Raw genomic sequence first — 23,798 nt, 5'->3', positions numbered from 1 at the left:
GCCGATAAGAAAAGTATGAGAAAAACTATCGGTGTCACTCACGGTCCATGGGTCATTATTCCAGCGGCTTTCACGTTAATGGTGATTCCGGTGATGGACTTCACGACAATGCACACGGGCACAACCGGAACTCTGGAAACAGTGGGCTGGCTGGTGGCTTTTGCTGCAGGGATCAGTTTTTTGATTCGTCACAAATTGTTGTGGTTGATTGGTTTGGTATTTTGCGCGCTCTTTATTGCCATCAACCTGTCACACCTGGTGTTCTTCCAGGATCCGCCGTTAAGTGCGGAAGTCGCAACATTTAAAATTATCAGTACCGTGATTGTGGGTGGTATCGCTTGGCTGTATTTTTCCAGGTCTCCGGATTTGGATCGTCGCCAGCATTGGATGGAGCAGACCGCGCATCGCTACTACGTCGATATTCCTGTCGTGCTAATGGGCAAGGAAGACTGTCGTATCCTGGATTTATCCTATACGGGAACCCGGGTGCAGGCTCCCCAGGCCCGTCAAAAATTCAAAGTAGGCCAGATGGTTTCTGTCGAGATCCCGGATATTGATGACATCCTTTGCCAGGGTAAGGTTATCGCGGTTTCCCATAGCGAAATTCGCATTCACTTTGTGGATACCTCTGACCACGAAAAAGAACTCATCCGCCAGTGGTTAAGCAGTCAAAATTTGCAAAGTGTTTAAGCTTTTTCTTCCTTGAAGCGAAGTTTTAGGGCATAAGAAATCATCTTTGGATTCCAAACAACAAAGCAGGTCATCGTGGCTAAAGCAAAACCTAAAAAAATCGTTAAAAAAGGCGCTGGCAAGAACGCTCATAGAAGAGTCGTGGATTCTGAAATTGAGCAGGTTCTAAGCACCAAGGATATTTTAGATAACGTGCGCCCCACGCCGATGATTAATAACGGTCTGACCAACGAGCAAAAGATCGAAAAAATCACAGAAAAATTCACGGAAATTCTGGAAGTTTTGGGCTTGGATCTGGAAGACGACAGTTTGGCCGACACTCCAAAGCGTGTGGCGAAAATGTATGTGAACGAAGTGTTCGGTGGATTGGATCCGTTGAAGTTTCCTAAGATGACAGTGATCGATAACAAGATGAACTACGATCAAATGATCGTGGTGCAAAATATCGAATGTCTTTCTTTCTGCGAACATCACCTGTTGCCGATCGATGGCTTTGCCACCGTGGCCTACATTCCCTACAAGAAAGTTATTGGCCTATCCAAAATCAACCGCATCGTTCAGTACTTTGCCCGTCGCCCTCAGGTGCAGGAGCGCTTGACCAAGCAGATAGCCGATTGCCTGCAGTACGTGCTTGATACGGATCACGTAGCGGTTCATATCAACGCCAAACACTACTGTGTGATGATGAGGGGTATTGAAGACACTCACAGCACCACGGCCACATCAGACGTGCGTGGGCACTTTAAAACTCTTCCAGAAACGCGCGAAGAGTTCCTTCATCACTGCCGCCTGAAGTAACCCTGTCCTGACATTTTTTGATACTTTGACAGAGCTTGAGGTATCCCTCGCATTCTAAACCAATAGATGCGTTTTAAAGATCATTGTGAGGGGTCCTTCTTTTGCTGTTACAAGGCTGAAAACAAAACTTCGTCAAAGCGGGGATTCAGCCTATGAAAATGATCTTTTGTGCTCTTCTGGTGATGTTACTGCCGTTGGTTTCTTTTGCCGACTCCACAGCGGAGATTGCCCAAGTCGATTCTTTTATTCGCCAGGAAGTTGAAATGCTGGCAGTGAAGTCCGCCTATTCCGCGAATCATCCTGATATCTTAAAGCATCAGCGCAATATTCAAAAAGCCTCAGAACATAAAGCCCTTCTGGCTCGGCAAAATTCCAGACCCTCTTGCCGGAGTATTTTCAATTAAAAAAAACCACGGGGGTTACCCGTGGCTTATGATTCTCGAGGACCCACCGGCGTGGGACCTTCATGGTTTTACAGTGCAGATTGCAGAAGCTCGCGGGAGTTTTTAGACATGCCCGGGACTTCAACGATGCGCTTGATTTGTTTCATAGCGTGAGCCTTTAGTTCCGGCTCAAGTTTACCCACAAAGTTAAAGGACGAGCACAGACGTGCTGCCACTTGCGGATTTTTCGGATCGATTTCGATGATCATATCTGCCATGAACTCGTAGGCTTTTTCAGTATTAAAGCTTACCAGGTTCGTCGCAAACGCGCGCACCAAAGAATACACGTTATTCGGGTTGTTGATATTAAACGTAGGATTCTTCGTCAAAGCTTTGATCTCGTCCAGAATTTTTGGACGGTGAGCAAGGGCTTGAACCGTAAACCACTTATTAATAACCACGGAATCGTTTTTCCAGTTTTCGTGGAAATCCGCCAAAACTTTCTCGCGGTGAGCGCTTTCTGAATCCGCCAAAATCATCAGTGCCGTCATACGGTCGGTCATGTTTTGAGCTTCCCAGTATTGCTTGTTCACCAGTTCATAAATTTCCGGATCGTGCAAATCAGCCAAATAGTGCAACGCCTGGTTTTTTAACAAACGCTGACCGAAAACTTTAGTATTGCGGCTCTTAGGTTCCACATTGTGGAATTTTTTGTATGTCGCCAGCAAAGCCTCTTTATTACCTTTAGCGATTTCGCGACGGATAGTCTGGCGAGCCAAATCAAACGCGCGTGGATCCAATACCGGCTCCATTTGTGCCAACACCGCAAGGCTTGGCAATTGAAGCATTTTGGCTTTAAAGGCAGCGTCCATAGAGTCATCGTTCATCACGGTGTTCATGGCCTTTAAGAAACGCTCGTCGACTTTCAGTTCCTGACCACTGCGTGCTTGTTTGATCAAACCTGACATTAAACGCAGAGCCAGCTTTTGCGCCATCTCACGGCGGTTAAAGGAATCCGTGTCTTTCTCCATCAGGAAGTAAAGGTCTTCCTCAGAAGCTTCCCAATTCAAATTCACAGGGGCCGAAAACTCACGCAAAATAGAAAGTACCGGACGGGATTTAAGGCCCTTAAAGACGAAGTTTTCTTTTTGTGATTTCAGTTCAATCACATGCTGGCCATCACTGTTTTTTGCGATCTTTTCGCAGTCCACAGCCAACTCCTGACCTGATTTATCCAATAGACCCATCATCAATGGAATGTGGAATGGCTCTTTCATGGTCTGACCCGGAGTCGGCGGGCAGGATTGCTCAAGACTTAAATGGAACTCACCAGTTTTATCATCGTAACGTTCCTGGATGGAAACCACCGGAGTTCCTGACTGGTGATACCAGCGTTTGAACTGCGAGAAGTCCTTGCCATTTGGTTCAGAGATCGCTGCAGCGAAATCTTCAGTCGTCACAGCTTGACCGTCGTGACGTTTGAAGTATTCATCCATACCTTTGCGGAAACCTTTACGGCCCACAATCGTTTGCATCATACGAATCAACTCAGAGCCTTTTTCATAGATCGTCATCGTAAAGAAGTTATCTACAGCCATGCAGGATTCCGGGCGTACCGGGTGGGAGTTCGGGCCCGCGTCTTCGGCGAACTGACCTGTGCGCAGGGAATCAACGTCTTCGATACGTTGCACCCCACGATCCGTCATATCAGCAGAAAATTCCTGATCACGGAAAACGGTCAAACCTTCTTTTAGAGAAAGTTGAAACCAGTCACGCAAAGTGACGCGGTTGCCTGTCCAGTTGTGGAAGTATTCGTGAGCTACAACAGATTCAATGGCATGAAAGTCAGAATCTGTTGCAGAGTTTGAGTCTGCCAACACCAGGCGGGAGTTAAAGATATTAAGGCCTTTATTTTCCATCGCGCCGGCATTGAAATCATCGATCGCGACGATCATGTACTCATTCAAATCGTATTCACGACCGAAAACCTGTTCGTCCCATTTCATGGATTTTTGCAGGGATTCCATCGCATGCCAGCAGCGGTCTTGTTTACCGTGAGCGGCGTAAACTTCCAAATTCACTTTGCGACCGGAGGCCGTTGTAAAAGTATCGCGAATCACGCCTAAGTCACCAGCAACCAATGCAAACAGATAGCATGGTTTTTTATGTGGATCACTCCAGTAAGCTTTGTGACGGCCATTACCCAGATCTTCGATTTTCATACGATCACCGTTTGAAAGAAGAACCGGGTATTTGGTTTTATCGGCTTCAATAGTCACAGTGTATGATGTCATCACATCAGGACGATCCAGGAACCAGGTGATCTTGCGGAAGCCCTGGGCTTCACACTGAGTACAGAAAATGCCGTTTGATTTATAAAGGCCTTCCAGAGACGTGTTGTTCTGAGGTTCCAACTGTGTTTCAATTTCCAAAGTAAATTCTGTGGGAACAGATGGGATGATCATTTCTTCGGCCGTCAGTTGGTAATCCGCCGTCGTTAAAACCTTATCGTTGATTTTAACGCTAATCAGTTTCAACTCTTCGCCATTTAAATGCAGGGGAGCACCGGCTGTGACGGTCTTAATTTTGGATTTTGCGATAACTCGACAAAAGTCCTCATTCAAAATGAAGTCGAGGTGAACGGACTCCACAGAAAAAGCAGGGGCTTTATAGTCCTTAAGGTAAATTTTCTCTTGTTTCATAGGTCCTCGCTTCTGATAATAGAACAATGAGTTTGACCCTGACTTCTATCACAATTAACACTGCTCAGCTACAGAACATGCTGAAATTTTACAGCCATTTGGGCTTGAAATTTCAGCAGACAAAAGTGGATAAGGGCAGTGAGGTGCATCGTGCAACGCATGATGGGGTCGAATTCTCACTGTACTCTCTTCCTGCTGCGCAGAAGTCACAGACTCCCAGCCTTCAACTTGGATTTCAAATTACAGGCATGGAAGCAATGGTTGCTGACTTGGTGAATGTGCCAGGGGCTTTGTTAATTTTGGATCCCACAGAGATGCCAGACGGAAAGAAAGCCATCATCCTGGATCCTGATGGTCATTCTATCGAACTTTGTCAGAAATAAGATTCACATTCAGTAGTATTTTCTCACAGTTTCAGTGCTTGTTTACCTCGTACAGAGGAGTAGCATTGAATTTATGGCTGTATCTAAATCACGCTCGTTCTGGGCACCTCTTTTTACTTTCGATCGTTCACGTTTAGACTTCTGGGTTGCGTCACGCGGGGCTTTAGCCGTGGCCATTGCTTTGCTTATTGGCGTCTGGCTGAACTCGACCACTATCGGGCTGATTATAGTGATGGGTGTGTTGAATGCCTGTTTCTCTGACAATTCTGACGCCTATGCCTTTCGGGCCAAGCGCATGGCTCGTGCCGCAGTGTTAACGGCAATTCTGGTTTTTCTGGCTTCCGTTTCATCATCGAATTTTTACGTGTCGTTGGTATTAATAACGTTGATCGCGTTTGCCTCCGGGTACGTTATTATTTTCGATACACTTCTTGGAGATTTGGGAGTGGTTGCGATGAGTACCTTTGTGGTCTTTAGCGCGCACCATGTGGATCCCTCGCAGGCCTTTCATTTAAGCCTGTTCGCTCTATTAGGGGCGGGAATTCAAATGTTGCTGGCGCTGGTGCTTTGGCCACTTCGTCGCTATCGTCCGGAGCGACGGGCGTTGTCGGCTTTTTTTACTGATTTAAGTTCTTTGTGTGATTTGCAGTTTAAGCCTGATGAGATCCCCGGCGGAAGTGCGCGAAGTATCAATACGCAAATTGATTTAGGTTCCATTTCCCAGGACATCCGCCCCGAGGGGCGTCGTTATCGCTCGCTTCTGACACAAGGGGAGCGTCTGCGCCTGGGAATTTTGTCACTGGGACGTCTAAAAAATCGCATCGAACGGGAAAACAAGGGGAATCCTTCGGTGGATATCATCGCCGATTTTTTGGCGATGGAGAAAATGCTGCTGCAAAAAGTGTCCATCATAATCGCCGACGAACAAAAAATTCAGGAAGCACGCGAGTACATTAAGGCCCTGGAAGCGGATGTTGGCAAAGTTCGTGACAGCGATTTCAGTAACCAGTCCATGTTCATGAAGGTGGTCTTAAGCGATGCCCTTCGCCAGATGGAAAATATTCTGGGACAGTCGCGCGCAGTGATTGAACTTGCCGCCCGCACCACCGAAGCAGGAATGATAGAATCCGAGCGTAATGAAAATGCACGACCATGGCGCTTTCGCTTTCGCGGTATCTGGGCTACGTTGCGCGCCAATTTCACTTTTCAGTCACCAGGATTTCGGCATGCGCTGCGCTTGTCAATTTGTGTGGCAGTTGCGGAAATTGTCGGGCATTTGTTTTCCACCGAACGGGGCTACTGGATCCCGATGACCGTCGCAATTGTTTTGAAATCTGATTACGCATCCACCTTTCAGCGCGGATTCTTAAGAATGGGTGGCACCATTGTGGGGCTTTTGCTGGCAACCATATTGTTCAGTATCTTTCCAATGAATCAGTATTGGTCCATCGGATTGATGGTGATTTTTGCGTTTCTGATGCGTTGGGTGGGACGTGCTAATTACGGAATCTTTGCGATCTCAGTCAGTGCCGTCGTCGTTTTGTTGATCGCTATGACTGGGGTGCCTCCGCAGGATGTGATTTGGGATCGGGGACTAAATACTGTTATCGGCGGAGTGCTCGCCGTTATGGCTTACTTACTGTGGCCGACGTGGGAGAAAACTCAGCTTTCTGAAGTGGTAGCCCGAATGCTTGATACTTATCGAAGATCTTTTCGCGCGACTGCGGGGTTAAGTATTTCCGAAAAAGCAGTTTCAGTACAGGAGCGCGATCAGCTACGACAGCAATCTCGCGTAGCGCGGGCTGAGTACATGGCGTCGATGGACCGCTATCTTTATGAACGGGGCTCGACCGATAAGGACCGCGAATTTTTAGCGGGTATTACGGCTGCCGGGAATCGCTTCGCACATGCTATGGTTGCGATTGAATCGGCATCGCCCTTTGCTTTGGATAGTTTGCAGCAGCAGATCTTTTCAAAGTTTGTGCGGGACATTGAGATCACTCTTCAGAATCTATCCGATGCTTTGCGCGGGAGAGAAATATCCAATAACGAATATCCGAATTTACGCCTGTCTTTCGTGGAGCTGGAAAAAATGCGCGGGGAGGAGGGACGTCATGGTTTGTTTTACGACGAGACGGACCGCATGACGAACAGCCTTAACACCTTGTGCGAGCTGGTGATGCAAAGATTGCAAGAAAACCGCCAGCAGTCCAAGTAGCTCACTGTAAAACCACATAGGACTAACTGTTTCCGGGCTGGGGTTTTAGAATGGAATTTAAGGGGAGGTCTTTTATGAAAGTCACCGTCACCTTTAAAGCACAGGATCGACTGCTAGAAGCCGGTCTATTTATTCCCGAAAGAAATCAGGATGAAGAACCCCTGGCCGCGATCCTGATCGAAGGCGCGATGACGGGGGCAGGTCCGAAGTTTTCCGAACAGGTGGGGCGAAAGCTTTGCGATGAAGGATATGTGTGCATGGTTTTGGATCATGCATTCTATAACGAAGACAATCGCTCAGCCCATTCCTGGGAATCCCCCAGCAAACGCGTGGTGGATATACTTGCCGCGCTAAGCTTTTTAAAAGACAACAACCTGGTCAATCCTGAAAGAGTCGTGGCACTCGGTGTAAGCGTAGGAGCAGAGTACCTGGCTCAGGCTCTGGAACGCTCGGATTTCTGCAAAGGCTTTGTGATCATAGACGAGGATCGGGACAACAACGTCGATCTCGCCGCACGCCTGGAAATCCCTTCCATTAGAATTACTGATTACAGTTACGAGCTTGCTGCCGAAGACGCGTCAAATTGGATTGCCACGCTTTTACAGTATCCCGCTCCGTTGTCCCATCGGGATTTTGCAGCTTGGAATTCGCTCAGCGAATAGCTGTCTCACATTGAAACAGGGCACGGCTCTTGTATTAGTAGGTCTGTAAGATCGAGCGAAAGGGTCTATAGATGTCAGTGTCCAAGTTCAAAGTTGTTGTAATGGCGGTTCTTGCTCTTTTAATGGGTTTCTCTGCAGCTGAGGCCGCAGGTAAGAAAGCCCTTATCAAAATGGGACAGCCGAAATTGGTCTCTACCGTAAGCAAAAGCTGGCAACGTAATGTTATCAACGACATTTATGCGGCGACCGCTTCTGCAGAAAATCTGGATGCGCAACTGGAGCCTTTAATGAACGCTGATGGTTTCGGAGTTTGGCAGAAATGGAAACGCGGTATTAACGAGGCAAAATTGCAGCAGGATTTCACAAAGGACTTAAAACAGCATCTAAGCATCATGGCAGTTTTGTTTAAAAAGCACTCCCAGTATAAAAACTTTGATCGCGTGACAGAGTTTGAATTTCAAAATCTGGTTCGTCGTAGTGATTATATTTTATCTTTGCCGGTTTCCCGCAAAGCCGTGGAAAGCAGCTTCAGTCAGGCTCGCATGGCGAATGATTTTAAAAACGTCCTTGCCGCATACAATAAAGAACGTATGCAGTTTGATTCGAAATCCATTCAGTTGGCTCGTAACTGAGCTATTAGATTTCTCAATTTGTGATATAAGAATTTATTTGTATTACACCGGAGTTTAATCGAGGTCTCTTGTGAAAAGTGACCTTTGACATAGGAAGCTCTGGCTCCCTTTGATACTATTAAAGTATGGGGATAAGGACGTATTTAATCCTATTCGTGCTAATTGCAGGTGCCGTATTTGTCGGTGCCTTGGTCCAATTGGCTCCCCGGTCATCAGCGGCTTCTATTGTCGCCAAAGTCGAAAGTCCAGCTCCTAACAAACCCACAGCCGAAAGAACTCCCGCAGGCAAAGCCAGTGATCTGTTTTGCAGCAAAGGCTATGAGACTATCTGTAAGTCGCCTCCGGTCGCAGATCCAACAGGAGAGACCTCTCTGGATTATCGTGGCGAGATAAGAGCTTTACGAATTTTAAGAAGGATCGTGAGGTCCAATCCCGGATGGACCACTGAGCAAATTGAAAACGAACTTGTTCAGCAGATTTATACCGAACCCCGCAAGCAGAATTTAATTAGAATCTTTGAAACTGTTCGTGGGCAGATGTTGGAATACGTGCACCAGCAACCGGCGCGGGTTTTTTCTGATTATGATAAAAGCGTACTTGAACAAAGAATTCGTCAGGTGCAATTGGATCTGCCGGTGAACCGGGAAACTTATTCTGATGCCACAGATCTTTATACCAAGAGCGAGATTTACTACGAAAGCAACAACGAAGGGTTGATGAGAATTCGTGTGGGTGGCGCCTATGTGCTAAACACCACTTCAGAGTTTAGCATAGTCTTTACGATGGCCCACGAGCTGGCTCACGCTATCGATCCTTGCAGTCTTAAATCTGCGCAGATTAATTATCGGGCTTATGATGAGCTGGTAGGCTGCTTTGTTGATAGCCAATGGATCACCCGCGAAGAGGCGCAGTGTGGGAATAAAGATAAAACGTCTGAAGTCTTTGCGGATTGGATGGGGGCCGAAATTCTGGCACGTTCCATTAAAAATCGTCCCAATTACAGTCTTCAGGACAAGGTGAATGCCTCAATAAATGCCGTTCGGGATTTGTGTGATGACTCGTTAGGATATGAGAAAGTAAACTTGGATTACTATCCAACAGATGTAATTCGTGTGAAGAGCATATTTTCCAAAAACGGATTGCTAAGGAAAGAGTTGCAGTGTGCCGGTACGACGGCGCCACCAGCTCAGCCTTACTGCCGCTTTGAGATGCCAAGATAAAGAAGGGATGCCATGAGAAAACCACAGTGGTTCCTGGGAAAATTGAGCATGCTGTCGCTGCTAGTGTTGTCAGCCTGTGCCACCCCAGCCAAGAAAGATGAAAGCTTTATTTCGCCATCAGCCGCGACGGTACCTGCGAATTCCATCAGTATTAACTATGCTCTTCGTCACAATGTGTATTTGTTCGAGTTGAATTCCAAAGGTGGACGGGAGTTTGATGCAAAAAGCGCCGTAAATGAAAAGGTGATCGAAAATCGCAAGATCTCCCGTGAGCACTATATCTCTTTCGCCAATCGGATTTATGATTTCGCAGAAAAGTATAAAGACAACAAAGCGGTGGACAGTGATTGCCGCAGTCCTTTTAAAATTCGCATGGAAAAAAACGGTCAGGTATCAGAAGTTGAAGGTTGCCGCACAAACGACACTGGCGAGTTGGGTAAAATCATTCGCGAGGGAGAAATTCTGTTTTACGCCCAGTAAAGGGATGTTGTTTTGGTAAAAAAAAGCCCACTCTCTCGAGCGGGCTTTTTTTTGGAAAAATTAATTTCTCTCAGACAAAGGAACAACTTTACGTTGTTCAGCACCCACGTACTCAGAAAGAGGTCGGATGATGCGGTTGTCAGCAGTTTGCTCCATGATGTGAGCAGACCAGCCCGTTGTACGAGCCATAACGAAGATCGGAGTAAAGAAGTCGATCTCGAAGCCCATCATGTAGTATGCAGGACCCGCTGGGAAATCCAGGTTAGGGTAGATCTTTTTCTTATCAACCATAACTTTTTCCAAAGCCGTGTACATTTGCATCCATTTTTGTTCGCCAGTTACGTCAGCCATAACTTGAGCGTACTTTTTCATGGTTGGGACGCGGGAGTCGCCAGAGCGGTAAACGCGGTGACCGAAGCCCATTACTTTTTTCTTTTGTGCCAATGCATCGATCATCCACTGTTCAGCTTTTGCTGGGTCAGCGATTTCTTTCATCATATGCATAACCATCTCGTTCGCACCACCGTGCAAAGGACCTTTCAACGCACCGATACCCGCAACAGTTGCAGAGTAGATATCAGACTGAGTTGAAGTTACAACACGTGCTGTGAAAGTAGAAGCATTGAAGCTGTGTTCAGCGTAAAGGATCAAAGATACGTCGAATGCCTTAACAACTTCTTTTTGTGGTACTTTACCAAAGCACATGTGGAAGAAGTTTTCAGCCATCGTCAAATCAGCTTTTGGAGGAATGAAATCCAAACCTTTTTTGAAACGGTAGTCAGCAGCAACCGCTGTCGGGATTTTCGCCAACAACATCATCGCTTTGTCCAGGTTCGTAGCAGGAGAGGAGTCCCAGATACGAGCGTCTTCAGCACCCATGAAAGATACTGCAGTACGGATAGAATCCATTGGGTGACATTTTTGTGGAAGTGATTTGATCACGTTCAACAAAGTCGCAGTGATGTCGCGATTTGCGCGTTCTTTTTTAGTGAAGTCTGCAAGTTGAGCTTTGTTTGGCAACTCGCCATTGTACATCAAGTACGCTACTTCTTCGAAAGAGCAGTTTTCAGCCAAGTCTTGGACTGGGTAACCGCGGTAGATCAAAGAGTTTGTGTGCGGGTTAACTTTAGATACAGAAGATGTATCCATTACCACGCCATCAAGACCTTTTTTAACGTTCATTTTCTCTGGTTCTGGAACGTAATCTGGATTGATATATTCAGCCATAATTTCCTCCGAAATCGCCCTTCCCAAAAACCGACGAAAAACCGCCTGGCGCCTTCTGGGAACGCAGCGCATTAGTTATATTAAAGTAATGGCTCGAGGCTAGTCCTTGCCCCCTGAACCGTCAAGCGGTCCAAAGGAGGGAGCAGTGTGGCAGGTCGGATTTTGCGATGCGTTTCTCCGATAGGCGAATGCGGAAAGCAAAAAGCCCGGTTTTGGCCGGGCTTTTTCGTCTTAAAAAACAAAACTAAAAGTTTCTAAAATCGGAACTGCATTTCGACGCCCCAAACGTTTCCGCGTTCAATTCCCGCGGAGGTGGCTGGCGCCTTTCTGACAGTCAGTTGAGCTTTCGCTTCCTGAATCACCTCAGAGCCCACAAGTTTGTTGATGTGTTCTGCGGCGACACCCATCGGGTTCATCACGATCATCGCGAAAGAGCCCAGTCTTTCGGAGCCCAGAAGTTTACCGTCATTCGCTTTGATTTTTTGTTCTGCGCGATAGAACAACTCACCCAAAATAGATCCCACGATAGGAGTTGCGAACAAGTCCTGGATCGATGGTTGCTCTGCAAAAGCTTCCACACCGAATTCCCAGAAGAATGTCGACATCAAGACAGAATAACCGAACGACTGCATCGCACTTAAACCTTCGTTACGCGCCACTTGATAGTAAGCAGCTCCGGAGTAGGGGTGACCAATGTAGTTGATCATCCAATCGTCCTTGTCCATGTGAGGACCGGCTTTGATATTTTCTTTCCAGCTTTTGCCCAGGTTTTTCATTTCACTCTTGTCCCAGTTCGTGAAACTCTCCGGCAACATATACAAGATTCCCGCGATACCCAATGCCGCAATAGCCACGTTACGAGTCGCAGTCACGATGTTCTTTTCAGTCGAAGTGTACTTTTTAATATTTAAATCGCGTTTCCACTCAACTTCGTTGGACTCGCTCAGTACTGTGACGGTCGCCATCGGCTTTTGATTGTCGACGACACAAAGACCTTTCACATCATTCATTGGTTTTAAGGTCTTATTGTTTTGCAGTTCTTTTTGGATCGCAAGACACGCGTCCTGATCGCGGGTATCGATGGTGATGACTTGTCCTTTAAGCATCATGCGCTTTTGATCGTCATTCACTTTCTCGCGGGCCAGGCGTTCGATGTCAGCCTTGGTATAGAATTTACGGCCTGATTTATCTAATAAGTCAGCGACGGGATCCTTGGGCTTATTGCCATTATTAAGGTAATCCATGGTGCTTTTATTCCAGTCTATTGCTGTCTGGGAGCTTGGCGCTGTCTTAACATTTGCCAAGGGCGCAAAATTGCTCGCCACGGCGGCGTTAACCTGCAGGGCTGCGACTCCAAATGTAATGTAGCGAAGAATAGACTTCATTTTCGGCACTCCTTTAAAAATCAATGACTGACGAAAGTGGGATTGCAAGAACGCAGCCTAAGGGTCCCTAAATTGAATCTGGGGCTTTCTCAGCTGTGACATTTGTGGGCTTTGTATAGGTCGTGAGCAGCTCAAATGGTCCTTAATTTTAGAGGGCCTGGGCGTGAAACGTGCACCTCGGGGCTCTGGATTGTTTCTGGTATTTTGTTTTGCCCGTGAAGGTATATAGATGAAGACGTTTCTGAATTTCACATTATATATATTGATGAGTGCAGTGGCCTTGGTGGCTACGGCAGCACCCGGCAATGGCAGTCTCTATCTTTCTTATGAACAGCGTATCGCTGTGACCTATGCGATGATGGCTTCCGGAGAATCAGCGGAGCTTCAGGAAAAGTATCTCGATCGGGGAATCCAGTATTTTCAAAATACCGCTCAGCTACCGGTTGAAACCGTCGAAGTAAAAAACTTCCAGGAGTTCCTGCGCGAATTCCGTGGTCAGTGGCCCAATACCCAAAGTGTGGAGATGGACCTGGAGATAATCGAGAAAAGCGCGCCTCGTGGACTTCGCGAATTTAAATCCTCCAGCCATCGCGTGCAACGTCAAATTGATGACTATATCGAGTGGCAGGAAAACCAGCTGAAATCCCAATCCCAAAATGCCAGTGGTGGCAAATTTGGAATGCTAAATCCTGCAGTGATGGCTCAGGCAGCGATTTTAATGCAAACTCCAGCGGGCGTGAAACAAGCCCGGAAATTATTCCTGCAAAACAGTGATCAGTTCTTTCAAGGACACCTTAAAGAATTTGATCGCATTGGGGAGAAGGTCGCGACTTCCGGAATGGCCAACACGCAGGACAAGGTCGTAAAGATTGTCATGGAGACAATGCTTTCTGAATATTTCGCAAGGCTGTCGTTGGGTTCTAAAAAACTGATCGTATCTTCATTTTTGGGTGGTGACCTGAAAATGAGCGATATGCAAAAATTTGAAGTCATGGTGCAAAATTCCGGTCCGCAATTGCAAAAGCTTTTGCAGGTGATTGCCCGCCAGGGTGACCTGGATCCTGAGATGATTAAAATCTTTAAGCGTCTGGAAGATGCTGTTCGCTCAGTCCCGTATCACCAGGTGGAAAAACTTTTGAATGCGGAAAAGAAAAACTACGAGTTTATCTATTTCGAGCAAAAGCCCCTGGGTGTTGGCACCATGGCGCAGGTTCATCGCGCAAAAATTTTGATGGATTCAATACGTCGGGATGTCGTGGTTCGCTTTATTAAGCCCGACATTGAAAAAAGAGTTTTCGAAGATGAAAGAATCCTGAGTGAAGTTGCAAAGATTCTGGATGGAAACGCGGAGCTGGCAAAATCAGGTATGCCTAAGATGGCGCCTTTGGTAGCCGATATCACGGCCACAGTTACGGCGGAGCTGAGTCAGGAAGATACAGTGGCTCGTCAGAAGTATGCGGCGACTCGCTATAATCAGGAAGTCTTTATGAAGACGCCTGGTTATAAGAACGTGGTGCAATTCCACGTGCCGGAAATCTATTCTCCCAAGGAGGGCCAGACTCAGTTTATGGTGCAGGAAATGGTTTTCGGTAAAAAGCTGGATAAGGAATCCAAAGAGTGGTCGCAAGTGGCTCCTCAATTAAAAATCGGTATCGTCGAGGAACTGGTGCGTTTGTGGGGGACGGAAGCGATGTTTGGTTCTGGTTTCTATCACTCGGATTTGCATCAGGGTAATTTCCTGGTCCGCTTTGGAGATGAAAAAATCAGAGTAAATCTTTTGGATTTCGGTATGGGCGGTCGTATCTCCCGCGAGATGCAGCAGAGCATTTTGTTACTGGAATCTTCCTTGGTGCTTAAAGATGCAGATCTGATCGGCCGTTCTCTTTGGAATATCAGTGATAAGGTCGGGAATAGAATCAGTGAAAGTCAGTTCATGACCTTGGTGGCAGCAAAAGTTCGCAGAGGTTTTAAAACCGCTAATGACAACTCGGCCGAGGAATGGACCAAGTGGGCATTAAACCATGGTCTGCGCCTGCCGTATGATTTCATCAATATAAATCGCGGCATGACCATCCTAAAGAAAATGCTGGCTGAAAGCGGCAGCACCAAAGACATGACTTCGATCATGTCCAAGGAAGCTGTGAAAAGACCCTTCCAGGTCATCGACACTCTAGTCGGCAAAAAAATGCTCTCGCCATGGGAACTGGTAAAGGCGGGCGGAAAATCCCTGTTCGAGGGCCACCTACCTCCAGCAGTTGCGACACCGTCGGCCCCTTCCTGCAGTTCTGTATTTGTTCAGTAAACGGTACTTAAATTTTAAAAAGCAAAAGCCCGGCTCATCGCCGGGCTTTTCTTTTTTTGGGGTAATTCGGTTAAACGGTTTATCTTCCTTCTTTTAGTTTTTATTTAATAAATCTTAGGTACAAGTCGTAAACCAATCCGTAGCTGTTATCCTTCATAACCACCACTGATTTGTAGCGAACCATGTTTCCGTGCTGGTCGACCTCTTTGTAGCGGCGGTCGTACTTCAAGTCGATCGCGATCACACCTTTTTCATCCAGAGAGTGCAGCTCAGAAGCTTGAGCGATACCATCCAGATTGTCGTCCTTCCACAGTTTCAGCGCACCGAACACAGAGTCTGCACCAGTGATGATACGGTCTTTGTCGTCGTCATATTTAGCCAGGGCATGGAAACCTTGTTTTGCAAACTTTTGATCTGGGCCTAAAGTCGCATCACCGAATAATTCGTTAATACCTAATACTCTGCCTTGGCCGTTTGGAAGAACCAGGAAGTAGTTTTCAGTATCAGCGGATGCAAACCATGCAGTCTTAACTGGCTTGTGATTGTTCAATGCACCCAAGAGGTCAAACATCACACCATGTTCTGGCGCAGTCAGTGCAATTGGTTTTGGAGATTTCGTATTTAGTTGTAGTAGCAACGGGTCGATCACGTCGGCACCAGCACAAGCCGCATCGCCTTCGAAGCCCACAAGGACATTGGCAATCTGCCCTTTACCTTGAATCTTGCCGTCTTTGCCCACGCGGAACACGGAATTGTTGTCGATCATGGCGGCAACAGTATCCAGCATTGGAGCGATGGCACTTGCGCCTGCATTCATTGAATACTTATATGGCGATTTAGCTTTAACGCCATCCCAGAACACCACAGAGTAGATACCTTCACTCAGTGGAGCTGAAAGGCCGAACTCCAAATTCTTGGAAAGAACCAGTTGTTCTTTGAAACGTTTGGAATCAGCTTCGCTGTCCCAGACTTGAACAACAGAAGGTTGCACAAGGATGGAACCCATTGTTGACTTATATAGGACGGCTACGATTTTAGATGCTCCCGAAAGAGTCGTCATTTTTTCAGAGCCCACTTTTGGACCGCAAACTGCGTTCGGAGTTACGCTGATCGTGGCATAGGAAGAATCGTCGGGCACACTGCTATCATCCGGAATGGAAGAGTCAGGATTGCTGCTGTCTGGAGTGCTTGAAGAATCAGGCACGCCATTGTCTGCCGGAAAATCAGAAACACCGTTGTCAAAGACATTGGAATTATCCAAAGCCGATTGTTTTGCCCGTGCATCAATACTGAATGCAGCCTTTGAGCAGTTTTGGAAGGCGACTATTGTAATTGCTGAGCCTAAGAAGATCGTCAGCTTGGCCAGATTCCCACGCATATTTCTCATCAACCCTCCCCAGAGTCATAAGAGACAATGGTTCGTATTGCAAACACGAGTCCATCCTAAAACGGCACGTACTGCAAACAGTTCGACACTGACATTCCATGGAGTGGGGAAGTGTAAACTAAAAAATAGACAGTGAATGAACCCTATCCGTTTTGATTTGGTGGAGCAAATGGGAATGTCTCAATGCAGGACTTGGGATTGGACGGGCAGAAGAGCTATTTTCTTCTTTGCATGATGAACTGTGTGCCATCATCCAAATAGACTGTGCGTGCTTCGTCAGCGCCGATTCTGCCGCCGTAGGTGTCGATGATCTTCACTTGGCTTTGCACCAGCTTGTCCCGGTATTCGCCAGAGCGCAGTTTTGATTTCATTTCCGAATAGCTAGTGCCAGAAAAATCTGAAAAGATTTCTTCTCTGGCAGCAGTAGAAACAGCGTTGTTATTGGAAGCAACTCCCCGGCGGGTATTCGCGTTGGTTTTTCTTTGTTCCCCGGCGGAGTAGTAAGTACCACTTCCACTTCCTAAAGATGCGCCTGATCCTGAGCCACCAGCTGATGCATATCCCTGGCCGGTTTCTGAATCAGTATTAGGAGCAGGGGGAACATCCTGGGTTGCCATAGTGCCACGGCCCGTGGAAGCCACCATCCGTGTATTGCCAGAAGCGGCTGAAGCGGCAACACGTTCGGCACCACGGCTGGAGGTTTTAGTGAGATCAACTTCCTCGACAACTCTCATCCCTTTGGTGTTGCTAGGGATATAAGCGTTTTTGCTCGGATCGGATTCTTTAGAAGAGTCAGACGCAGACTTACTTTCATATCGCCCGTGGCGAGACTGATAGCGCTCTCCCGAGCTGACACGCGGGGAAGAAGAGCTGGAAGTTGAAGAGTCATCAGTGGAAGCTAGCGCCGGCGTATTCATAACACCCATCGCACGATCTGCCATCGCAAGAACTGGTGCAGCCTGTTTTTGGCTGGCATTAAGAGACGCATACTCATCGACAGCTCTGTTACTGCTAGCCAAGGAGGATGAGGAAGGAACGGACTGTTGAACTTCTGCCGCTGAAATTTCCTTTGCCATACTGTAGTCAGCATCGCCACCACCAGTTTCCATCGCTGTACTTGCGACAGAGCGTGAAGGCGATTTCACTTTCGCCTGTTTCATTTCATTGGCAACATTTGCTTTTGCAGATTTAACTTTATTGGAAGCACTTTCGGCATTCCTTTTGTTCCAAATCAGACTGCGCGAAACAACAGCGGATCCCGATCTCTTTCCGCTATTGCAAACTTCAACGATTTTATCAGTAGTGACTTCGTCGGTAATTCCAGCTCTGTGAAGTAGCTCATGATAGATCAGAGGTCTTAATTGCTTGGAGAGTTGATTTTGGTCCATGTCTTTGGGGATCGTAAGAGCGATATTGCCGTTTTCTATGTATTTACCTTTAGGCTCAGTTTGCCCTTCCTGTGCAACCTGGCAGGTAATAAGGCCTTTACCCTCCTGAAGGGAAGAGATTCTTTTTAGATCGAGTTTTAGCTTGTTGGAAAAATAAAGAAGCTCAACGGGTTCTGCCTTTGGCAGCGCAGTTTGTACTGCCGTATTTTTAATACAGTCAGCAAGGGCGTCATTATTCATGATGCCAAATAAAGCGCTTTCAATTTTGACTCTAAGATCTTCATCTTCACACTGAACCGCTTGTTCGGCCGCTTGCGCAATTTGTTTGCTCTCAAGGTTTTCTGTGAACTTAGCCAGATCTCCCAAAACTTTATTATTTTTTTCCTCGCACGTTGGATTTCCCCCAGTGCCATTCATCTCAAGCGGCTGACGAGTTATCGAGGAGGATAATATCCACTTAACTCCGGATAAATCATACTGGGCTTCTTTAATAGAGTCCGCAGTTGCGCGGCGAAAAGACATGGAAGACGCTTCCCCATTTTTGAAGCGAACGAATACCCTGGTCGGCCCATTCTTGATTACCCAGAGGTCGATCTTTCCATCTTGATCGGAATCAATTCGGAAATCTTCGAAGTTGCCACTGGCGACAACCTTTGTTTGTAATGCGTTTTTCATTACAATTGGCAGTTCGCCTCTTTGGGCGAAGGCCGGATTCGTTATGGAAAGAAGAAGTGCCATCAACAAACGCATGTTAAGACTCTTCGGACTAAGGTCCTGTTTTGTTTAGAGGCGAAAGCTGGAAAATTCGCGTGGTTCTCATATTGAGAATTCTATGCTGAAATCAATATATGAAATGGTGGATGGGCGTACTCTGTTTATTTCCAGTGGTCAGTGGGGCTGAAGTCTATGGTTTTAAAACTCTGGATCCGCAACAGTATAAGGTAGATCAAAAGTCTCAAATTGAGATCGACAACGTTCCGCCATTACTTTCACAAGACACTTTGGGAGTTTGCTACGCCGTTGCTGCATCGACTTTGCTAACAGCGGAAAACTGTCGATCCCTAAAAAAGGACTGTAAATCTATTTCGTCTGACCAGGTCTTTTCACCGTTGGGGCTCGCTCACTGGGGTCGACCCGAGGAAGACGGTTCCAAGAAAGCGTCCCAATCCTCAAAGGACGCTGTGGATCCATACGGCGGGAATATTGCAATTACACTTTGGGAACTGGTTGAGGGCGGAAGTGTGTCTCCATCTGAGCAATGTCTTTCATTGGATAAAATTTTAAGCCGCATCGGCGGAGCTCAAGAGGCCAGTGAAATTCAGTTGGGAATCTGGAAAAAGATGAAGGCCCTTTATGACAAGTCAAAGAGTCTGCCGAAAGATTGTGATGAATGTTTAAGTGATTTCTATGCAACGGCAAAAACAGAAATCGAAGAAAATCTAAATCTGAATCTGTCAAACGACGCGATGCTAAAGGCGTTTGGCAAGAAGACCTATGCGGAATTTTTTGATCGCATTCTAATTTCCCCCGAGTGTAACAAGTTAAGTAAAGCACTCTCGGTGGAATTCACAGACAAAATTGAATCCAAGTATTATCCAGAGGGTCAAAAGATTGGAAACTACAAAGAGTCCATTGGTTTGATTAAGCGAGTACTAAACGAAAAGCGTCCTTTAGGATTAGGGAATATTTGCTTGGATGCAAAACCATCAAAAAAGAAGTGTGAGAATATGCACGCCGTGGTTATTGCGGGCTACCGTAAGACCTGCAATTCAAAAGGCAGCTGCGTCGACTCGATTAAGATTTTAAATAGCTGGGGCAAAAGCTGGCAGTCGAAAAATGACGACGGTTGGGTAGATGCAAAGACGGTTTTAGACAGAACCTTTTATACCGAAGCTACTTTAAGCTGGATAGGCGATAAAAAATAATCCTACAGAATGGAATTGGATCTATGAAAACACTTACAGCAATTTCTATTTTATTGATGTTCTCATACGCTCAAGCGGATCAGACACTGAAATACTACAATAACGACAAGTACACAGACGTAAAATTCAAGACTTACCAAAAAGCAAACCTGAACGAAGCTTGCTTCAAAGGTGGAAGACCAAACTGCAAAGCTTGGGCAACTTTTGTTGGCAAAGCAAAAACACCAACAAAGAATCCAACACCCCTGGCGGGGAATCCCGCAGCTTTGTATTGCTGGGACGTGGGAGCTAAAAACAGAATCCTAAAAGCCACAAACGGCGACCAGTACGACGCCTGTGTTTTCGATGACAACTCCATGATCGATTCATGGGACCTGTACTACAAACATTTCCCTAAGTAATTTCATAGCGGCAATTTCTACACCCGTAGCGGGTGTGGAAATTACGTGAACGTCATTCCGCTAAGCGGGTTGTAAACCGCGTTCGAAGTGAGTTTCTAAAACTACGACTGTCAAAGTTCTCTCTACACTATCAATACCGCGTATCTGATCGATCAACTTTGATAGCTCTAATGTAGTTCCTACGCGCAACTTTACCATTACGCAGTCTTCGCCAGCAACGCCGTGGCATTCTTCGATCTGCTTAAACTTTTTAAGGTCTTTCGCTAGTCCCGAAGAAGTTCCTTTGCTAATCGCAATTCGTACAAAGGCACATAAACCTGAATTCACCGCCACCGGATCAATCGCGACCGAATAACCTTGAATGATCTTTGCTGCTTCCATTTTCTTCACGCGGGCGTGAACTGCTGGAGCCGAAAGATTTACTTTCTTGCCGATCTCAGCAAACTGCATACGCGAGTCTTCTTTCAGCAAGCTTAATATTTTTCTGTCTGTTTCGTCGAGCAACATGGTCTCTCCCGCCTTTGGCTGAATGCCATTCGATATTTATGGAATCCTGGCTTTTCTCTATATCAGCCTAACACTATTAGGTAAAATAAGGCATATGGTTTATATGATTAAGCTTCATAAAGGTGAGTTGTGGCGCCCGGATCTTCTAAAAGAAGGCGTAACGGATATCTCGGTCAAAGTCGCAAGCGGCATCGGGTGGGTGACCTTCAAATGCTCCCAAGACTTGATTTATCGTCCCGGTGAAACTTTGGATGTCGCTCATCAAGAACCACTCATCGAAGCCCTGACGGAAGAACTCAGTTTAGAAGTTCAGTTCAAACAACGCGCCCATGGTTTCTTTGGCAAACGTTCATAAAAACAAATTGCCTAAATAGGCAGATAGTTACCTTTTTTAGGTAATTAGTGATTTCTGTTCGACAAGCAGTTATTTTATTTCAGTGAAATCAGGACTGATCGCCATAAATCTTGCCGCAATTATTTTTGGAACCGCTGCTTTGTTTGGCGAGCTTCATGTTTCGCCCTTTTGGATCGTCGGATGTCGCGCAGGATTCGCAAGTCTTGCGCTGATCATCGTCGGAATGGTCAGGGGAGAACTCCATCCAAGATCAACAGCAAAAGACTGGCGACTTTTTCTTTTAACAGGAGTGCTATTAACAACGCACTGGTTGACGTTCTTTGCGTCCGTTCAACTCGCAGGAATACCCATTGCAACACTTACGTTCGCAAGCTTTCCTTTATTTACGGTCATAATCGAAACCTTCCGCTCGAAAAGAAAACCGCACTGGTATGAAGTGGCATCAGGAATTGCAATCATCATCGCCGTATCGCTGCTGGTCGATCTTCATGCAGAAGGAACAGCGATGTGGGGGTTAGTTTCAGGCTTTGCGTCGGCGATTACATTCGCGATCTTTGGAATTCAAGCAAAACACCTGACTGCAAAGTACACATCGCTCACGGTCTCCTTTGTTCAAAATGTGATCGTGTGCTTATGCATGCTTCCACTCATGCCATTCGCAGAACCAAAACCAGAATCGCTTCAAACAGTGGGATGGCTCGTGATCCTGGGGGTGGTAACCACAGCGCTCATGCACCAGCTCTATCTATTTGCCCTAACAAAACTCTCGGCATCCACCTGTAGCGCCTTCATCGCGCTTGAACCGGTTTATGCTGTTTTGTTCGCAGCGCTGCTGTTCAATCAGCCATTAACGGGTTGGATAGCGCTGAGTGGAGTTCTGATCGTTGGAGCTTCTATCGTACTGCTTCGTTCTGAAGCTAAAGAAACACAAGCAGCTCCAGTCATTGATTAAAAGTAATCCGAAACACGACCGGTCAATACACTTACTAAATACCTAATTCATCGAAGAATTGGCGTTATTTGTGAAGTGGAACTCTAAAATACAGATTATTTTTAGATGTATGGACAATGGCCATACATATTGATAAGGTATTTATGAGAAAATATGATCCAGTTAAAAATCTAAGACTTAAAAAGGAACGGGGAGCTTCGTTTGACGAGGTTGTTTTGAACGGGCGCTTACTTACTACTAGGAAGAGTCCTACTTATGAGAACCAGTGGTTGGAGATTTTTTATTTCGATAACTATGTGTGGGCAGTGGTTATCGGCAGAGATCCGGATCGATATATAACAATGTATAAGTCCAGAAAACTAATGCGGGAGTTTGGCTATGTCTAAAAAATTGAAAGTTCCGACATTGAAGGAAATTGAAGATAATTTTTCAGAATGGGTAGATGACCCGGAACGCTTTGAGGTCGTAAAAAAACGAAACGAACAATTTAAAGCGGCAGTTAAGGAAGGTAAAATCAATATGCGTGTAAATAACGCTGATTTATTACTTTTGATGTTAAAAGCAGATGAAAAAGGAATGGGCTATCAGACTTTATTAAGCTCACTGATTCACCTGTACGTTAACGATAAACTAGTCGATGTCAGTGAAGTCCGCAAGGTTGTAACTTTACCAAAAAAAATTGGCAAAGGCGCCACCACAAAAAAGCGAGCATAAAAAAAAGGCAGGTCAAAAACCTGCCTTTTTCATTCATACTAAAAAACCAAAAACTACTTCAAAGTGAAGTTAAAGATATTCTGGTCAAAGCTGTTGTACTCATCATAACGAGTCAAAGCATAAAGATCCTTACGAGTTTGCATTTTCTCAAGCAAACCTTCCTGTGTCCCTTTAGCTTTAATTTCAGCCAAACCAGCAACAGTCGCACCCATCGCCAGACGGAAAGTCGTCACAGGATAAATCACGATGTTGTAACCAAGGTTTGAAAGCTCAGTGTAAGTGAACAGACGGCCTTTACCAAACTCAGTCATGTTCGCAAGCAAAGGAACAGAAACAGCCTTACGGAAAGTTTCAAATTCCTTCTCGTTCTCAAGAGCCTCAGTAAAGATACAATCGGCACCCGCATCGATGTAAGCTTTCGCGCGATCAATTGCTTTATCCAAACCTTCAGAAGCTCGAGCATCCGTACGAGCGATCAAAAGGAAGTTCTCATCAAGTTTCTTACCACGAGCCGCCGCCGCCACTTTACGAGCAGCCTCATCACGACCCACAAGAGATTTACCATCAAGGTGACCGCAACGCTTAGGATTTACCTGGTCTTCGATATGACAACCAGCAAGCCCCATCTCAATCATCTCCTGAACCGTACGAGTAGCACTCATCGGCTCACCGAAACCAGTGTCGATATCAATGATAGTAGGCAAAGAAGTAGTACGAGCAATCTGACGTCCACGCTGAGCCACCTCAGTCAAAGAAGTCAAACCAATGTCAGGATACCCAAGGTCATTCGAAAGAACCGACCCAGAAATATAAACCCCATCAAACCCAGCCTTCTCAATAGCCATAGAAGCCAACGGAGACCAAGACCCCGGCATCTGCAAAAGCTTCCCAGTCTTCAAAGCATCTCTAAAATTCTTACGCTTCTGAGCCGGAGTAATTTCAGGAAACAACATAGAACCTCCAAAAAAACCTCAGGTCATCTCAACGGAAATCCGAAAGTGAACCAGGGCAACGGAATTAAAAAACAAAATCAAAATCTACGATTCAAGGCTTTATGAAATTTGAAAAGAAGGCCCATGAACCCGAT

22 protein-coding genes are annotated in these 23,798 nt (G+C 46.1%); 15 read left to right on the top strand and 7 right to left on the bottom strand.

The genetic code is table 11. The features are described from left to right. Nucleotides 1–15: 15 nt before the first annotated feature. The 3 genes from ACLWNV_RS11990 (at nt 16) to ACLWNV_RS11980 (ending at nt 1,892) form a co-directional block, all read left to right on the top strand. Complete coding sequence (locus ACLWNV_RS11990; protein ID WP_413584676.1) at nt 16–690, top strand: PilZ domain-containing protein; 675 nt, start codon at nt 16–18, stop codon at nt 688–690. Nucleotides 691–831: 141 nt separating this feature from the next. Then, a complete protein-coding gene (folE, locus tag ACLWNV_RS11985) occupies nt 832–1,488 on the top strand; it encodes a GTP cyclohydrolase I FolE (RefSeq protein ID WP_413587635.1) in 657 nt (218 codons plus the stop codon). Nucleotides 1,489–1,640: 152 nt separating this feature from the next. Then, nucleotides 1,641–1,892: a hypothetical protein gene (locus ACLWNV_RS11980; RefSeq protein WP_413584675.1), complete on the top strand. Its 252-nt coding sequence runs from the start codon at nt 1,641–1,643 to the stop codon at nt 1,890–1,892. Between the two features lie 68 nt (nt 1,893–1,960). On the opposite strand, the gene pepN is transcribed toward ACLWNV_RS11980, so the two are convergent. Next, the gene (gene pepN, locus ACLWNV_RS11975) at nt 1,961–4,573 is read right to left on the bottom strand and encodes an aminopeptidase N (protein ID WP_413584674.1); all 2,613 of its coding nucleotides are present in this window, start codon (nt 4,571–4,573) and stop codon (nt 1,961–1,963) included. Nucleotides 4,574–4,599: 26 nt separating this feature from the next. Here pepN and ACLWNV_RS11970 point away from each other — a divergent pair, with 26 nt between their 5' ends. The 6 genes from ACLWNV_RS11970 (at nt 4,600) to ACLWNV_RS11945 (ending at nt 10,168) form a co-directional block, all read left to right on the top strand. After that, nucleotides 4,600–4,956, top strand: a complete 357-nt coding sequence (locus ACLWNV_RS11970; protein WP_413584673.1) for a VOC family protein — start codon at nt 4,600–4,602, stop codon at nt 4,954–4,956. Between the two features lie 73 nt (nt 4,957–5,029). Beyond that, nucleotides 5,030–7,174 (top strand): FUSC family protein, encoded by a 2,145-nt coding sequence (locus tag ACLWNV_RS11965; RefSeq protein ID WP_413584672.1) that lies wholly within the window; start codon nt 5,030–5,032, stop codon nt 7,172–7,174. A 74-nt stretch (nt 7,175–7,248) separates the two neighbouring features. Next, nucleotides 7,249–7,836, top strand: a complete 588-nt coding sequence (locus ACLWNV_RS11960; RefSeq protein ID WP_413584671.1) for a dienelactone hydrolase family protein — start codon at nt 7,249–7,251, stop codon at nt 7,834–7,836. 71 nt (nt 7,837–7,907) lie between these two features. Beyond that, nucleotides 7,908–8,468 carry a hypothetical protein gene (locus ACLWNV_RS11955; RefSeq protein ID WP_413584670.1) on the top strand — a complete coding sequence of 187 codons (561 nt, stop codon included), beginning with the start codon at nt 7,908–7,910 and terminating at the stop codon, nt 8,466–8,468. A 155-nt stretch (nt 8,469–8,623) separates the two neighbouring features. Beyond that, nucleotides 8,624–9,688 (top strand): hypothetical protein, encoded by a 1,065-nt coding sequence (locus ACLWNV_RS11950; RefSeq protein WP_413584669.1) that lies wholly within the window; start codon nt 8,624–8,626, stop codon nt 9,686–9,688. Between the two features lie 12 nt (nt 9,689–9,700). Then, the gene (locus ACLWNV_RS11945) at nt 9,701–10,168 is read left to right on the top strand and encodes a hypothetical protein (protein WP_413584668.1); all 468 of its coding nucleotides are present in this window, start codon (nt 9,701–9,703) and stop codon (nt 10,166–10,168) included. 60 nt (nt 10,169–10,228) lie between these two features. Here ACLWNV_RS11945 and ACLWNV_RS11940 read toward each other — a convergent pair whose 3' ends face one another. Continuing rightward, nucleotides 10,229–11,395, bottom strand: a complete 1,167-nt coding sequence (locus ACLWNV_RS11940; RefSeq protein ID WP_413584667.1) for a bifunctional 2-methylcitrate synthase/citrate synthase — start codon at nt 11,393–11,395, stop codon at nt 10,229–10,231. A gap of 254 nt (nt 11,396–11,649) precedes the next feature. Then, nucleotides 11,650–12,780: a DUF3943 domain-containing protein gene (locus tag ACLWNV_RS11935; protein WP_413584666.1), complete on the bottom strand. Its 1,131-nt coding sequence runs from the start codon at nt 12,778–12,780 to the stop codon at nt 11,650–11,652. 229 nt (nt 12,781–13,009) lie between these two features. Between ACLWNV_RS11935 and ACLWNV_RS11930 the strand changes: the two genes are divergently transcribed. Further along, nucleotides 13,010–15,082 carry an AarF/ABC1/UbiB kinase family protein gene (locus ACLWNV_RS11930; protein WP_413584665.1) on the top strand — a complete coding sequence of 691 codons (2,073 nt, stop codon included), beginning with the start codon at nt 13,010–13,012 and terminating at the stop codon, nt 15,080–15,082. 100 nt (nt 15,083–15,182) lie between these two features. On the opposite strand, the gene ACLWNV_RS11925 is transcribed toward ACLWNV_RS11930, so the two are convergent. Both ACLWNV_RS11925 and ACLWNV_RS11920 read right to left on the bottom strand, forming a co-directional pair. Beyond that, nucleotides 15,183–16,469, bottom strand: a complete 1,287-nt coding sequence (locus ACLWNV_RS11925) for a hypothetical protein (protein WP_413584664.1) — start codon at nt 16,467–16,469, stop codon at nt 15,183–15,185. 215 nt (nt 16,470–16,684) lie between these two features. Continuing rightward, nucleotides 16,685–18,607: a hypothetical protein gene (locus ACLWNV_RS11920; RefSeq protein ID WP_413584663.1), complete on the bottom strand. Its 1,923-nt coding sequence runs from the start codon at nt 18,605–18,607 to the stop codon at nt 16,685–16,687. 98 nt (nt 18,608–18,705) lie between these two features. Between ACLWNV_RS11920 and ACLWNV_RS11915 the strand changes: the two genes are divergently transcribed. Further along, nucleotides 18,706–19,782: a hypothetical protein gene (locus tag ACLWNV_RS11915; RefSeq protein ID WP_413584662.1), complete on the top strand. Its 1,077-nt coding sequence runs from the start codon at nt 18,706–18,708 to the stop codon at nt 19,780–19,782. A 23-nt stretch (nt 19,783–19,805) separates the two neighbouring features. After that, nucleotides 19,806–20,183 carry a DUF333 domain-containing protein gene (locus tag ACLWNV_RS11910; RefSeq protein ID WP_413584661.1) on the top strand — a complete coding sequence of 126 codons (378 nt, stop codon included), beginning with the start codon at nt 19,806–19,808 and terminating at the stop codon, nt 20,181–20,183. Nucleotides 20,184–20,243: 60 nt separating this feature from the next. Here the strand turns inward: ACLWNV_RS11910 and ACLWNV_RS11905 are convergent, their stop codons facing one another. Beyond that, nucleotides 20,244–20,690: an Lrp/AsnC family transcriptional regulator gene (locus tag ACLWNV_RS11905; RefSeq protein ID WP_413584660.1), complete on the bottom strand. Its 447-nt coding sequence runs from the start codon at nt 20,688–20,690 to the stop codon at nt 20,244–20,246. 94 nt (nt 20,691–20,784) lie between these two features. Between ACLWNV_RS11905 and ACLWNV_RS11900 the strand changes: the two genes are divergently transcribed. From ACLWNV_RS11900 to ACLWNV_RS11890, 3 genes are all read left to right on the top strand, one after another. Continuing rightward, complete coding sequence (locus tag ACLWNV_RS11900; protein WP_413584659.1) at nt 20,785–21,045, top strand: hypothetical protein; 261 nt, start codon at nt 20,785–20,787, stop codon at nt 21,043–21,045. 82 nt (nt 21,046–21,127) lie between these two features. Then, the gene (locus tag ACLWNV_RS11895) at nt 21,128–21,997 is read left to right on the top strand and encodes a DMT family transporter (RefSeq protein WP_413584658.1); all 870 of its coding nucleotides are present in this window, start codon (nt 21,128–21,130) and stop codon (nt 21,995–21,997) included. Between the two features lie 378 nt (nt 21,998–22,375). Then, nucleotides 22,376–22,711, top strand: a complete 336-nt coding sequence (locus tag ACLWNV_RS11890) for a hypothetical protein (RefSeq protein ID WP_413584657.1) — start codon at nt 22,376–22,378, stop codon at nt 22,709–22,711. Between the two features lie 53 nt (nt 22,712–22,764). Here ACLWNV_RS11890 and prpB read toward each other — a convergent pair whose 3' ends face one another. Continuing rightward, a complete protein-coding gene (gene prpB, locus ACLWNV_RS11885; protein ID WP_413584656.1) occupies nt 22,765–23,664 on the bottom strand; it encodes a methylisocitrate lyase in 900 nt (299 codons plus the stop codon). Nucleotides 23,665–23,798 lie beyond the last annotated feature (134 nt).

It is taken from the genome of Bdellovibrio sp. HCB274 (assembly GCF_047306075.1).
GTDB lineage: Bacteria > Bdellovibrionota > Bdellovibrionia > Bdellovibrionales > Bdellovibrionaceae > Bdellovibrio.
This window is presented reverse-complemented; position numbering and strand designations above follow the sequence as displayed.